Genomic DNA, 14,175 nt, shown 5'->3' with positions numbered 1-14,175 from the left:
GCAGCGATTTAGCACTCGTCCATTCGTTGCGTGCTTGCCGCGTTCATGAGCCATGGTGTGAATCAATCGGCTTCCCTGCCCAACTGCTCGCGAATTTTTTGTAGCCGCGAGGCGAGTTCGGATTCGAATCCTCGCTCGACCGGTTCGTAGTAGCGGCGGTCGACGCCCAGGTAATCCAGCTTGGCCACCCCTTCTTCGGTGTTGTGAGCAGATTTGTAACCGTCGCCATGACCGAGTTCTTCGGCTCCCGTGTAATGCCCACAACGAAGCATCTTCGGAACAGGAATGACCTGGCGATCTCGAACGTCCCGGCGAGCGGCGCTGATCGCGGAAGTCGCTGCGTTGCTTTTGGGGGCCAGGCTCAAGTAGGCCACCGTTTGGCTCAGCGTGAGTTGAGCTTCGGGAAGCCCGATCATCTCGCAAGCCTGCATGGCGCTGACTGCGATCATCAACGCTTGCGGGTCCGCATTGCCAATGTCTTCACTGGCCAAAATCACTAGTCGCCGGCAAAGGAAGCGAATGTCTTCACCGCCTTCGAGCATCCTCGCGAGCCAGTACAAGGACGCATCCACGTCGCTGCCTCGAATGCTTTTGATGAGTGCGCTGGCCAAATCATAGTGGTCATCGCCGGTGGCATCGTAGCCAGCGATGCGGCTGGTCATGGATTCGGCAACGTCTTCTCGCGTGATCGATGTTTTGGGATCATCATGGCTGTGCACCGCCACTTCGAGCGCCGTCAGTGCTTTGCGAGCGTCGCCATCTGAGGCCGATGAGAGATAGTCAATCGCGTCTTCGTCGATGGTAACATTCTGAGCTCCGAGCCCGCATTCTCGGTCTGTGATCGCCCGCTTCAGCAGACTGCGCATGTCATCGACGGAAACGGGTTCCAAGCCGAACAGTTGGCTTCGGCTGATCAGAGCAGCGTTGACCGCGAAGTACGGATTGCTGGTTGTGGCACCGATCAGCGAGATAATGCCCGATTCCACATCGGCGAGCAGTGCGTCTTGCTGAGATTTGTTGAATCGATGAATCTCATCAATGAAAAGCAGTGGTCTGGGGTCGCCCGCTGACACGCGGTCGCGTGCTTTCGCAAGCACTTCGCGAACGTCTTTCACACCGCTGCTGATGGCATTGAGCGTGATCAGTTCGCTGTTCTGCTCCGACGCAATTAGGTGGGCAAGCGTGGTCTTGCCGGTTCCCGGCGGGCCGTGCAGCAGGATCGAGCCAACGCGACCACTTGCAATCAATCGCCGAAGTAGTTTCCCTTCGCCTAGGATGTGTTGTTGGCCGACAAACTCCGATAGCTTCTTGGGACGCATTCGTGCGGCCAAGGGCTGGGCAGCAAACAGATGGTCCGCTTCTTGATCGGCAAATAGATCCATGGTCGACATGACAATTCAAAGTGAACGGCGGGATGACCGCTCGCGAAAACGAACGAGAAGAGCAATGACAGGAACTGCAATCGCTGGAGTGGTAACGTTGGCGATTGTCGCACGTGTGGCGACTCTCGTCGACGATTGGGGACGAGATTGGACGACCAATCATGCCAAGTGGGATGATTCCGCCACGGACCCGCAAATGAGACCGATGCGATTGCATCAACGAATCGCGGACGTGCGAGCCGATCTGGAGCGATGGGTGGAGTCCGAATCCATTTGGCAAATCGAATCGATGACCGATGACCCGATGGACACGTTGGCGACTGATCAAACGCAATCAATTCACTTGACCCGCCGGACGAAGTGGTTGCGATTTGTCGACGATGTCCACGTACGTCTGACGGAGGATGTTTCATCCTCCGGTGACGTTTTCACTCGCGTCGATGCGGAAAGTCAGTCTCGTGTCGGCAAAGGGGATCTCGGTCAAAACCCCCGCAACCTCAAGCATCTCCGCGAAGCGTTTTCAGCGGAGTGAGGGATGTGACCGTAGCGGAAGTCGCCAAGACTTTCGGAAATGTCGTAGCGGAACTCGCCGAGAGTTTCGGTGATTGGGCGTTGGGTGGCCGAAACTCTTGGCGAGTTCCGCTACGGTTTTGACGACGTTCGCTACGGTTGGGGGTGATAGAATTTTGGGATGGACAGGCAGCACAAACAGCGACTGAAACGTCTTGATCCGGAGTCCTATCGCGGGCTTGCTTGGGTCCACTGGACGATGACGATGGAAGGTCGTCGAACAGGTTGGTTGGAACCACGTTTTTTCTACAAGTTTCGTGAAGTTCTCGCCCATGCAATGTTTCGTTACCAGTTCGCGTGCCCCGTCTTCTGTTTGATGCCAGACCATGCCCATCTGTTGTGGTGCGGATTAAGTGAAAGTACTGACCAGCGTCTCGCGATGAAGACGGTTCGAAACGATTTGAACTCCTGCTTGAAGCGAATTGGTTTCGAGTTTCAGCGGCAGCCTTACGATCATGTGCTGCGTGAATCAGAATGCGAGTGTTCGGCAATCGAAGACGTTGCGGAGTACATCGCTCGCAACCCCGAACGGAAAGGGCTTGCGCCGGTCGATGGATTTGCAGATTATATCTATACCGGATGCCTGATTCCTGGTTATCCCAACCTCCGATTGTTTGAGCTGGATAGTTGGGAGATCCTCTGGCGAACTCTCTCGTTTTTAAAACGAACCGAGTGTTTTCGCCGCGATGACCCAAAGTACGCACAGGAAACGTAGCGGAAGTCGCCAAGACTTTCGGAAATGTCGTAGCGGAACTCGCCAAGAGTTTCGGCGATTGGGCGTTGGGTGGCCGAAACTCTTGGCGAGTTCCGCTACGGTTTTGACGACGTTCCAGCAACGCTCAGTCACTCGATCCGCTTTGGGGGCCCGTCAAGTTGGGGGCCCGTCAAGCTGAACGATGGGACCAGCGACTTCCTCAGCGAGCCACAAATTCTCGGAAGGCGGCGTTGAGCTTTTGGGTCATTGGACCGGGTTTGCCGTCGCCGATGACTCGGCCATCGAGTTTGACTGCGGGGATGACTTCAGCGGCGCTGCCGGTTAAGAAGCATTCATCAGCGACGAAGATGTCGTGACGCGTCATGGCTTCCTCCGCCACTTCGATTCCGTTTTCGCGAGCCAGGTCGATCACCGTGTTGCGGGTGATGCCTTCCAAAATTCCCGCGTCGATGGGTGGCGTGATCAAACGGTCGCCACGAACGATAAAGATGTTGTCGCCAGTGCACTCGGCGACTTCGCCTTTGGTGTTCAACATCACCGCTTCAATGCACCCGGCGCGAATGGCTTCGATCTTGGCCATGATGTTGTTCAGATAGTTCAGCGACTTCACGCGGGGGCTGAGTGCGGCCGGGTGATTGCGGATGGTCGATGCGGTGATCAGATCCAAGCCCTCGGTGTAAAACTTTTCGGGGTATAACGAGATCGTGTCTGCGATGATGATCACTTGGGGATCTTCGCACGCGAACGGGTTGAGACCCAATTGGTTGCCGCCGCGGGTAACAACCAAGCGAATGTAGCCTTCCGTCAAACCGTTTTTGGCAACGGTTTCGTTCACGGCGGTCGTCAGTGCATCGATCGCGATTGGGATGTCCAGCATGATCGCACGGGCACTTTCGTAGAGCCGTGTCATGTGGTCTTCGAGTGCGAAAACTTTGCCCGAGTAAATTCGCATGCCTTCGAACACGCCGTCACCGTACAGCAGCCCGTGATCATAGACGCTGATCTTGGCGTCTTCGCGAGAGAAGTATTCACCGTTGATGTAGATGGCTTGGGTCATGCCCGAAAACTCAGAGATTGAAAGGTGCGATGGATATGTGTTGTCGGCGAGTGGGCGAACTCAGCTTTAGAACCCGGTTTCAGTCGACCGATGCGTTGGTGACCGCTCCGACCACGTCGGCATCAAAATAGTTGATGGACATGCCCGCATCGACCACGATCGATTGAGCGGTGATTCCACTGCTGCGTGGTGACAGCAAAAAGGCTGCCGTCGATGCGACTTCGTTCGTCGAGACCGCTTCCCCTCGTGGGATGACTTTCTCGGCGTACAGGTACGAATCGACGTAACCGGGGATTCCCGCGGAAGCACTCGTTTTCAGCAACCCAGCTGCGACGGCGTTGAAACGCACTTGGCTGAATCGGCTGAACGATTTGGTCAGGAAGGCCAGCGATGATTCCAGGGCGGCTTTGATCGGCGCCATGAAGCCGTAGCTTTCGCTAGCCATCCGCGTGGTGCTGATTCCGATCGTGACCACGCTGGCGTCACTCGCCAAACGGTCTTTGACAGCGTTGCAAACCGCGACCAATGAAAAGGCCGAGATGTCGATCGCTTGAAGGAATTGGCGACGCGTCGTTTCATGGAACGGGCGAATGCCGTCGCTGTAATCGGCAAAGGCAATTGCGTGCACCAACCCGGCGAGCGTCACGTTGTCCCGCTCGAGTTCGGCGGCCAACGCATCGATTTCTGATTGTTGTTCGACGTCGCAAACGATCATCCGGCGACCGGACAACAGCTTTGCCAGACTGTCGCGGCGAGCCTCACTGCGAACGGCGTAGATGACCTCTCCGCCGGCTTGCTCAATTTGCTTGGCAATCGCGAAGGCGACACTTTTTTTGTTGGCGACTCCCATCACCAGGAACGTCTTGCCAGTCATCCCCAGGAAGTCGAACGCGGAGTTGTTTTCGGTGCTCAAAATTTTGCATCCGATTCAGTGGATGGGGTGGGCTGCGCTTGGGTGATGCTGCATGCGAACTCGAGCCGCGTGGTGACCTTCCCGTTGAGCAGCATTTTGCCGGTGAGGAAAAACGCGTTGGAAAGTTGCTCTTTGAGCGTCACGTGAATGTCGACGGTGTCGCCCGGCCGCACCATGTTTTTGAATTTCACACTGTCCATTCGGGTCGCCACGGGGACGAATTCGCCCACCGCGGGAGTGTGCTCAGACAGCAGGATCGCTCCGGCTTGAAGGCAGCATTCGCACTGAATCACGCCGGGAACCAGCGGGTAATCGGGGAAGTGTCCCTGCACGAAGAACTCGTCGGCCGAGAACGTTTTGCGGGCGTGCAGCGTGTTCTCGGTGATTTCCACCACTTCATCCAGCAACAGCATGGGGGCGCGGTGGGGGATTCTGGCCTCAATTTCTTGTGGGCCAAGATGCCGAGTTTCGGTGGAGTCGTTGGGTGTGTTCATCCCCGTATCAAACGCCATTTTTGGGGCGATCGTCAAGGCCGGCGAAAGAGGGTTTGTTCACGTTCGCGAAGGAACGTCCGCACCGTGTGCGATGATCGGCAATACCGAGCCAATCGTGATTCGGGCTGACCGGGATACAAGTGCGAATTGTGCCGCGAAAGGTTCGCTTGCATCGCCCCGGACGGGGCCGTCGTGGGTAGCTCGGGGTGGAAGCCCCGAGATTATTCACGTTAGATGCAATCATTGAAAAGGTTAAATTGACAATTGTAAATTTCAAATTGCTTGCGGCCCGTTCACCCCAACAGCATTTTGCACTTTGCAATTGTCAATTTAACCTTTTCAATCGAAACGCAGCAAAGCTTTTAGGCTCAGCCCAGCGGCATCAGCTTCGAGCGAACCTTGTCAGGCAAGCTGTCCAGCCATCGTCGACGAGTCGCGTCATCATTCCAAGCCATCAGGCCGATTGTGGTGGCGAGCAGCAGTGCGACATAGGGCGAGACCAACAGACTGACTGGTAGCAGTGAAAGCACGACCAGCGTCATGTCGACGTTGTATCCGCAGCCGATCATGGCAAGCCAAACTCCGCTCATCACAACGCCGTGAGAACAAAGTGTCGCGATCACGGCACCTTGCAAGCCAAACATCGGTAGCAGCCAAGCATTGAGTGCAAGGTTGCTAAGCAGTCCAGCTGCCATGGCGACTGGAACCCACTTTCCTTTTTCAACCGTCCAAAGGTAGTTCTGGCCGACGGTCACGAGAGCCGCCCAGGTGCAAAAGCACAGAGCCATCGGCATCAGGGTCATTCCGTCGGTGTAGCGGCCTTGCAGGAGAACATTGAACATCCAAGGGCCCAGTAAAATTGCCATCGCGCTTCCGCACGTGAAGACGATCGAAACCGCCAGCAATGCGTCTCGCAATCGAGTCTGCACTGCTTCAAAACGCTTTGCTTCCCAGTCCGCTGACAAATACGGCAGCATGACACCCCCGATCATCGTTCCTAGGCTGAGAAGCAGCATTGGGATGATTCGGCCGGAGTGATATTGGCCCACCGCGGCTTGACCCGCGATTTCAGCGGACAGCGTTTCAGTGGCGGGAATGAAATGCAGAATCATGTATCGATCGGAAAGCTCAAACAGATTGCCGATCAAGTTCATCATCCAAAGTGCCGTCGCGTAAGGTGCCAGTCGGCGGATCATGTCCCACAGGCCGAATGGAACATCGTCGGACGGCAGCGGTTCGTCCGCCGCAGTTGAATTGGTTTGTTCTTCTGAGTGTTGGAGGATCTGAGCCGATTCCCAAGAACGAACGAGTGACCACAGGCCCGGGATCGATGCGACTAAACATGACGCGGCAAACATCCAAACGACGCCAGCAAACGAACCGCCCACGAGCAGCCACGCGACACTCAGTAGCGTGAACCCAACGCCCTGCATGAATTGCATGCATGAGACCATTCGGACTTGCCGGAGTGAGCCGTTCAGGTCGCTGATAAAGTTGTAGACGATCATCCCGACGACCGCTCCCGCGACGCCATAGATCAGTCGGTTGTCTTGCGGTTGCAGGAAAACGATCCATCCAAACCAGTCGGGAAACCACAACATGGTTGTGACGAAAATGGATGTGCATGCCAGCGTCCCAATCGCGATCCGGCGCACAAACGGTGTGAGCGAACGCTTGAGACGAAAGTGTTCGGTGAATCTCGGCAGCACGCCGGGGATCCCCAATAGCATCACTGGGGTGATCAGAGTGATGAATCCAAACGCCATCGACCAACGTCCGACATCGGTGTCGTCCATCAACCGACAGAACGCCATCCCGCGAATGAAGCCGATACCTCGGCCAAGCACCGTCATCGCCAGCATCACAATCATGCCGATCGCGAGCGAATCGACACGAAAGGCGGAACGAGGCGTCGTCGATTGAGCGGCTGAGTCGGCGGTCGACATCGGCAATTGGCTTCGTGGTCAGTTGAGCGAATTCAGGCGTCGCGAGCGGAGCAGATTCGCGTGGACGCTTTTTTGCAATGGGCGGTTTCGAAAGAGTGGCTCGTTGATCGGTGGCACCTTGTTCACTTCATTGGTGAACCCAAAAGATCATCGAATCTCGCGGTCGACGAGTCCGGTTGAAACGGTCATGTCAATAATTTTGGCGTAAAACGTTGACTGGATCGCTCGGTGTGCTATCGTGGTAGCACACAGGTGCGGGGTGGCCGTTGCTGCCTCGGACTCCTCCTTCGGAGATGCCCATGTTCTTTTCCATTGACGCGGCCAGTGACGTGCCGATCTACGAGCAGATCGTCCGTCAGGTCAAGCTGGCTGTTGCCGATGGCACGCTGGTTGGCGGCCAAATGCTTCCCAGTGTCCGTCAGCTTTCTCGCGAGATCGCGCTGAATCCCAACACGATCGCGCGAGCCTATCGCGAGCTGCAGACCCAAGAAATCCTCAAGCCGCTGCGTGGTCGCGGAATGGTGGTCCGGCGAGATGCGATCGAAGCCTGCACGTCCGCCCGCGATGACTTGGTCGGGGACGGTGTTCGCCGTGCTTTGGCCGATGCGATTGCCGGCGGGATGTCGCCGGATCAATTGCGGTCGCTCTTTGAAGCGGAGCTTTCACGGTTGAGTGCGGCCTCGGCGAAGTCCAACTCGGACGAACCAAAACTTGAATCTGTTTCTTCCTCCAACAACGAGCCGAGCCATGAATGAATTGGATTCCATTGAGCGTGAGCCTAGTCCACGGGAAGCGTCTGGCATGGCCTCGGATCGTCCTGCATATGATTCGCACCTCGGTCGGACAGACGTCGAACCTGGAGGCATCATTCAAGTCAATCGTGTGAGCAAGCGGTTTCGGAACACGGTTGCGTTGGAAAACGTCAGCTTGCACGTGCCGGCGGGGACGGTGTTCGCTTTGCTGGGTGAGAACGGAGCCGGCAAGACAACCTTGATTCGAATCTTGACCGGTTTTCAAAAGCCGGATTCCGGCAACGCGTCGATCCTTGGGCATGATTGTGGTCAGCACTCCGAGGAGATCAGGCGAAAGATCGGCTACGTGTCCGACTCGCCGGCTCTTTATGAGTGGATGACACCGCCGGAGATTGGATGGTTCGTCAGTGCGTTCTACGACGAAGGTTTTATCCCCCGGTATCGCGACTTGATCGAAGAGTTTCAGGTGCCACCGGCAACGAAGATCAAATCGATGAGCAAGGGCCAGCGAGCCAAAGTGGCTCTGGCTCTCGCGACGGCTCATGATCCGGAACTGTTGATCTTGGATGAACCGACCAGCGGTTTGGATCCAATGGTCCGTCGTCAGTTCTTGGAATCGATGGTCGACCGTGCCGCCGCTGGGCGAACAGTACTGCTATCGAGTCATCACATCAATGAAGTCGAACGAGTCGCAGACATGGTGGCGATGATTCATGGCGGCCAAGTCAAATTGGTTCAGTCGATGAACAACTTGAAATTGCACACTCGAATCGTGACGGCAACGATGGAAGACGCTCACGTCGAGTCACCGGAGTTGCCGGGGCGTGTGCTGAGCGAAACTAACAACGGTCGTCAAAGACGCTGGGTGATCACGGATTGGAACTACGCCGGGGAACTGCACTGGGGACCTGACGATGGTGTGCGCCAATTCCATGTCAGCGTGCCAACGCTGGAAGAAGTTTTTATTGCGGTTTGTGGTCAACCCATTCGGGATGAACCCTCGTTCTTCGATCGTCGTCAGGAGGTGAACGATGGCCACTTCGCTTGATGCTTTTGCTTACCCGGCCGTTTCGCGTCCACGATCAGCATTTCAGCATTTGGTTTGGAAAGACTTTCGGATGCTGCAACCGCTGTTGTTGGCGGGTGTCATCGGCACGGCGGCGCTGTTCTTCCTGGCGGTCCTTCGTGCCGCGATCGATCCGGCCTCGGATCCGAGCCTGACGACACTTTCCGTGTTGTGGGTGTTGTTGCCGAACTTGGTTGCTCTCGGGATTCCGCCGATCTCTTTGGGCACGGAGAACGAAGAGCGAACACTGGATTGGTTGCGGACGTTGCCGGTGACTTGGTCGCAAGTGTTGTTGTCCAAGTTATTGGTTGGGTTCGCCGCCTGGGCACTGGCGGTCTTGATCGCCACAGCCTGCTTTGTGCTTTCTTGGGTCGTGTTGCGGGGCGAGTGGGACTGGGGCGAGATCGGACGGATCTCCGGATCGGAATCGATCTTCGAGTTGACGGTTTACGGAGTGGGCTTGCTGATCTGTGGCTGGATCGCGGCGTTGATCGTTCGCAATCCGGTCGGTTCGGTGATGTTGGTGATCCCGTTGATCGTGGGACTCACCTTGTTGTGGAACTACTCGATCGCCGGATTGGTGAGCACACCTTTCCATCATGGAGTCACGTTTTTGGAGGCGACCGCTGGTCAGCGTGTTGCCATTTTGTGTTTTGCTGTGGTTTGTCTCGTTGCACTGGGGGCCATGATCGCTGGTTTGGCTCGCCATCGCCTGGCCGGTGCGAGTGATCACCGTTGGCAGGCTCCAGCGGTGGCCTCGGCTTCGGCTTGGCAGCCAAGCGTGGTGCAAGTGGCTTGGCATACCAAACCGCGTCCGTTCCGCGCGTTGCTTTGGCAACAGGTTCGGCAGACTCGTCTGGTCATTGGTGCTGCGTGCTCGTTTGCCCTGTTCTCGCTATTATCGATTTGGACGGATGGAAATCATGGTTTTCATGCACTGTTGGTTGTCCTCGGATGGCCGGCCGCTCATCTGATGCTAGGAGTCGCGGCTTTTCACGGCGATCGTCGGGGAACGCGGCAAGGTTTTTTCGCGGACCGTGGTTGGTCGCCGAACCTGATCTGGGTGACGCGACTGATCCCAAACGCGATGACATCGTTGTTTCTGATACTGGTGTTCCCATTTGTTTCTGGCCTCGATTTGTATCTTGGGATGCATTACGGAACTGGAACCTTGTGGCAGGCCTTCGGGTTCAACGGGGTCGTGCAAACCCTTCTTTTCTTGATCGGTGTTTTGACGGGGCAATGGGGCCGCCGTCCATCGCTGGCGTTCTTTGGTGCACCTGTGGTGGCTCTGCTCTGGATGCTACCCGCGTTTGGCCTGCTCGCGTTCTACGGAGGTTACACCAGCCTGCTTTGGCTGGCCGCAGGCGTGTTGCTGTTCGCAACTCGGCGTTTGACGCCTTTTGTGATGGAAGGTGTTTCTTCGGCTGCTGTGTGGGGACGAGGGCTGGCGTATTGCTTGCTGGCCTTAGGAGTGATGTGCCTGTGTCTCTTCGTGCATCGCTGGTGGACGACGCCGCCAGAAATGCCTGCGTGGCGAAACGAGATGCTGGCGATCGTTCAGACGCCAGTCACGCCGGAAGACTTCGAGTCGGCGGTGGATGTGTTGCCAGGGACTCGGAACATCGATTTGAATGCGGATGTGTATTCGCTCGATCGGTTCGACGAAGGCATGAAGAAGATCATGCTGCAAACGGAATTTCCAAATGTGGGCACCGCAGACGCAGGCAAGATGCAATTCACTATCCGTTTGAATCCGAGCTTTCATCAGTCTGGTTTGGTGGCGGTCGAGGCGGTCCACTTGAACCGAGCGGAACAAATGCGTGATCTGACATTCCGATTGGACACGGAATTGAAGTCTGACACGATGATGGGTGAGTTCGTCTCGCAAACGGTGCTGTACGAGTTGTGCGTTCGCGACCCAATCTTGGGTCTGGGACAAGCCATTTGGAATGGACCTTACCGCTATGTGGCTCCGCAAAATTTTGAGTGGCAACCGTTGCGCCGCAAAGCGTTGGAAGTCTCCGCCAAGTGGTCAAGGCTTTCTCGGGAGCAGGCACTTGCATTGGGCGAGTTGGGCGAACTGCTCAATAATGCCGAGTCCAATGAGTGGATCGTGATCGCTGGTTTGAGGCAGATCGCCTACGATCAAAACCTGTTCACTGGTCAGGCTCTCCCGCAGGGCGAAGAGCATCAGTTGGATCGCGAAACATTCATTCGAGTGGTCGATCAACTGGCCAGCGAGGAACTACGTCGTGAGAGTCGCCAGCGATGCCTGATCAGCGAGTGGCAACGCTTTCAAAAGGGAGAGTGGAGTGGCCGGTTCGACGATGAGCTGGGAAACGAGAAGTCGTTCTTGGAGGCTCCGTTGTCCGACCCGTTGTATCGGCTGGGGATCGAGCAGAAGCGTTTCGAGCGGAAGCTCGATGTCGCGGTTCGCAGTACGCTGAATCAGCTTGAGAGCGGATTGCCCGAGTGGGACGATCCTGAGCTGACCGAGCAACGGCTGCTTTGGGGTGAGCTGTTGAAGGACCGTCGCAACGGCGAAAACTCGCTCGGTCACCAAGAAGTCGCATCACCGCCTCGAGCTCCCGTGTTTTATCGAGAGCAAGAGCTGTTGATCGACGAGTTTCGTCAAATGGCGGATCGCTTGCGTGAGCCGCCGGAGATGATCGAAGCAACGTAGGCCAGGTTTCACCTGGCACTCGAGCCGATGCTTTGGCACAAAGCGAGGCGAGTCACAATTTGGTTCTCGAGTTCAAACGAGTACCGTCCAATCACCCCGCCAGGTAGGACCTGGCCTACGGGGGAGAGGAGTCTGCCGAGACTGGCGGCGGCGATCAGCGTTGGCTTTTCTTCTTCGACGCGACCGTCGTGGAGCTGTCTGCGGGCAGCAGTTCCTCAGTCATCTTGGCTCGGTATTCCATCATGCTGCCAGGACCTTGGAAGCCGACGACGGATTCGTCCCAGATCAGTTCTTTGCTGAGCAAGTAGCCGTTGTCGACATCGAAACGCAGCGTTCCGTTGCTGAGTTGCTGGATGACTTGTGCTCGCAAGGATTCTTCTTCGATCGGGGTCAAGGTTTCGCTTTTCACGCTCAGTGTTGCCACACCCGCTTTGACTTTCTTCAGCGTATAAAGCTGGCGGATTTTGATTTGCTTGACGAAGCCATCTTCGGTTCGGGCTTTGATTTCCGTCGGGACGGCCCATGATTCGCCAATCTTGACGGGTTTGTCAGGCAGTGCCAGCGCGAGCGTCCCCATGCCCAGCGAGGACTTGGAGCCGGCATGATCTTCCCGGCGGACTTCTTGGCCCTGCTTGTTGATCGTCACGGTTGCCAGCGGAGTCCCGATCTGCGAAGCGACAACACTGAAGATTTTCGGTGGTTCTTCGCCGGTTGTGCTGTCCCATTGAACTTCATCCGCACCGCCATTTTGCTGGGTCATGGCGACGGATTCGATCGAGTGATCAAACGTCATTTCGGAATCATTGGCTTCCGCGACGGTCCAAGCTCGATTGCTCTTGGTGTGAACATTCGCGATTTCTTCGGACCCATTGATGCGAGTCTTTGTTTTGGCAACGTGGGTGACTTCATAGCGAAGTGTTTGCCCAGGCTGAAGCGTGTGTTTCAGCGAGTAGGTTTCACCGGTTGCATCTTCGGCTTGTTCCAGAACCGATTGTTCCTTCGCGTTGCCGATCGATTGGGGTGCCAGAACGCTCTGTGTTCCCAGGCAGGCCAGTCCAATCAAAGCGAGGCGACGGGACGTGGAAGGGATTCGCAGCAACATCGTGGTGGGCTCCAGTCAGAGTTTTATCGGTGGGAAGGGTCCAACGGTGGTCGCCGATACCAAATCCCGTCGTTCGCCGCCAGTGGAATACTTCGCAATCGAAGTGGACGAGTTTCGGCGTCGGTGAATTTCTGATGAAGGCCAGTCAATCCTTTTCGTGAAGGTTGTCGGCCGATTCTTTTTTGACGTTGAAGCCTCGCCGGACCATGCGAAAAGTGGAGCAGCGCGAGTATCCCTCTCTGGGTTCTTGTCTCATCCTCCTCCACGGTCTTCGTTCACATGTCCATCAACCGTCGCCAATTTGAATCTTCGCTCAAGCAGCCAATGGTTGTACGAGGCAACGCCGCATTCACGTTGATTGAAATGTTGGTGGTGATTTCGATCATCGGTGTGTTGGCAGCGTTGTTGCTTCCCGCTGTTTCGAAAGCACGTGAGGCCGCGCGAGCCGCTCAGTGTCAGAACAATCTGAAGCAATTCGGAGTTGGCTTGACCGGCCGTACTGTGAACGCGCCCAACGGTGAGTTTTGTTCAGGTGCATTCGACTTCCGTCGTGATGGTGTGCCCACCGAAGTGGGATGGGTGGCGGATCTGGTGCGACGCGGCGTGTTGGTGAGCGAAATGCGGTGCACCAGCACATCCGCTCAGGCGAGCAGCGCCATCGAACACTTGCTCAGTGACAACGAGGCCGACTGGGCGACCAACGACTGCGTCGATCAGTTGGGCGCCGAGGAATACACGAACGAAATGGGCACCGTTATCAAGAACGTGGCTCGGCTGATCGAGGCGAGTCCAGCGGATCGAGTCGAATATATCGAACGAAAAATGCTGGAAGACGGTTACAACACGAACTACGCCGCGTCGTGGTTCCTGGTCCGTAGTGAAGTGATTTTGGACGAAAGCGGTCAGCCCCAGCCCAAAGATTCTGCCTGCAAAAATGATCTAAAGTCGCTCAACGTGACCCGTGGTCCATTGACGACACGTCTATTGGACACCGCGAAGGCACCCAGCAGCACAGTTCCGCTTCTTTGTGATGCATCGCCCATTGGCCAGCTATCCGGCAACGTCGGCGAATTGACATCTGGAACGCCGTATGTGACTCCCATCGTCGGTGAGCCAATTCTGCACAAAGAGACCGACCCGAACTATCTGGAAGAGCCAGTGATCCCGGCGAGCACGCCACGCGAAGGCGTTTCAGGATGGCTGCGGATTTGGAACTACGACACACGACAAGATTACCGCGGGATGTCGAGTCACCATGGCGGCGTTTGTCACGTCTTGATGGCAGATGGAAGCGTGCGAGGGCTGTATGACGCCAATGGCGATGGCTTCATCAACAACGGATTTCCAAAGGACAGCAACTTTTGGACGGATGCCGAAGTCGAAGCCGGTGACCTCGAGCTTGCCAGCTACTACTCGCTCAATAGTAAAGGCGAAGAACTTTAACGACTGGCTGTTGCGAGCTTCCTTTCAGCCCGCATTATTCACCAAGAAC

Annotated in this window: 12 protein-coding genes; 6 read left to right on the top strand and 6 right to left on the bottom strand. The window is 56.2% G+C overall.

Translation table 11 applies throughout. From position 1 onward, the window contains the following. Positions 1 to 62: 62 nt before the first annotated feature. On the bottom strand, positions 63 to 1,382 hold the full coding sequence (locus B2R17_RS05015; RefSeq protein WP_286763116.1) for a replication-associated recombination protein A: 1,320 nt from the start codon (positions 1,380 to 1,382) through the stop codon (positions 63 to 65). A gap of 64 nt (positions 1,383 to 1,446) precedes the next feature. Between B2R17_RS05015 and B2R17_RS05010 the strand changes: the two genes are divergently transcribed. Beyond that, positions 1,447 to 1,914: a DUF1499 domain-containing protein gene (locus B2R17_RS05010; protein ID WP_008667923.1), complete on the top strand. Its 468-nt coding sequence runs from the start codon at positions 1,447 to 1,449 to the stop codon at positions 1,912 to 1,914. 159 nt (positions 1,915 to 2,073) lie between these two features. Further along, positions 2,074 to 2,667: a hypothetical protein gene (locus tag B2R17_RS05005; protein ID WP_286763105.1), complete on the top strand. Its 594-nt coding sequence runs from the start codon at positions 2,074 to 2,076 to the stop codon at positions 2,665 to 2,667. Positions 2,668 to 2,866: 199 nt separating this feature from the next. On the opposite strand, the gene ilvE is transcribed toward B2R17_RS05005, so the two are convergent. The 4 genes from ilvE to B2R17_RS04985 form a co-directional block, all read right to left on the bottom strand. Further along, positions 2,867 to 3,724 carry a branched-chain-amino-acid transaminase gene (ilvE, locus tag B2R17_RS05000; protein WP_008667925.1) on the bottom strand — a complete coding sequence of 286 codons (858 nt, stop codon included), beginning with the start codon at positions 3,722 to 3,724 and terminating at the stop codon, positions 2,867 to 2,869. Positions 3,725 to 3,803: 79 nt separating this feature from the next. Next, complete coding sequence (locus B2R17_RS04995) at positions 3,804 to 4,637, bottom strand: SDR family oxidoreductase (RefSeq protein WP_286763104.1); 834 nt, start codon at positions 4,635 to 4,637, stop codon at positions 3,804 to 3,806. Continuing rightward, positions 4,634 to 5,149, bottom strand: a complete 516-nt coding sequence (locus B2R17_RS04990; RefSeq protein WP_286763103.1) for a 3-hydroxyacyl-ACP dehydratase FabZ family protein — start codon at positions 5,147 to 5,149, stop codon at positions 4,634 to 4,636. Before B2R17_RS04990 ends, B2R17_RS04995 begins: the two co-directional genes overlap by 4 nt. Before the next feature lie 350 nt (positions 5,150 to 5,499). Beyond that, positions 5,500 to 7,077, bottom strand: coding sequence for a lipopolysaccharide biosynthesis protein (locus tag B2R17_RS04985; protein ID WP_286763102.1), 1,578 nt, complete (start codon positions 7,075 to 7,077; stop codon positions 5,500 to 5,502). Positions 7,078 to 7,376: 299 nt separating this feature from the next. Here B2R17_RS04985 and B2R17_RS04980 point away from each other — a divergent pair, with 299 nt between their 5' ends. The 3 genes from B2R17_RS04980 to B2R17_RS04970 all read left to right on the top strand — a co-directional run bounded on the left by B2R17_RS04980 (position 7,377) and on the right by B2R17_RS04970 (position 11,581). Then, the gene (locus B2R17_RS04980) at positions 7,377 to 7,832 is read left to right on the top strand and encodes a GntR family transcriptional regulator (protein WP_286763101.1); all 456 of its coding nucleotides are present in this window, start codon (positions 7,377 to 7,379) and stop codon (positions 7,830 to 7,832) included. Between the two features lie 127 nt (positions 7,833 to 7,959). Beyond that, a complete protein-coding gene (locus B2R17_RS04975; RefSeq protein WP_286763115.1) occupies positions 7,960 to 8,877 on the top strand; it encodes an ABC transporter ATP-binding protein in 918 nt (305 codons plus the stop codon). Next, complete coding sequence (locus B2R17_RS04970) at positions 8,861 to 11,581, top strand: ABC transporter permease (protein WP_286763100.1); 2,721 nt, start codon at positions 8,861 to 8,863, stop codon at positions 11,579 to 11,581. Before B2R17_RS04975 ends, B2R17_RS04970 begins: the two co-directional genes overlap by 17 nt. Positions 11,582 to 11,735: 154 nt before the next feature. On the opposite strand, the gene B2R17_RS04965 is transcribed toward B2R17_RS04970, so the two are convergent. Further along, on the bottom strand, positions 11,736 to 12,683 hold the full coding sequence (locus B2R17_RS04965; RefSeq protein WP_286763099.1) for a DUF6263 family protein: 948 nt from the start codon (positions 12,681 to 12,683) through the stop codon (positions 11,736 to 11,738). A 279-nt stretch (positions 12,684 to 12,962) separates the two neighbouring features. On the opposite strand from B2R17_RS04965, the gene B2R17_RS04960 reads away from it, so the two are divergent. Further along, a complete protein-coding gene (locus B2R17_RS04960; RefSeq protein ID WP_286763098.1) occupies positions 12,963 to 14,126 on the top strand; it encodes a DUF1559 domain-containing protein in 1,164 nt (387 codons plus the stop codon). Positions 14,127 to 14,175 lie beyond the last annotated feature (49 nt).

This window comes from Rhodopirellula sp. UBA1907, assembly GCF_002337565.1.
GTDB lineage: Bacteria > Planctomycetota > Planctomycetia > Pirellulales > Pirellulaceae > Rhodopirellula > Rhodopirellula europaea.
Note: the sequence above shows the minus strand (reverse complement) of the source record. Positions and strands in the feature narration are given on the sequence as shown.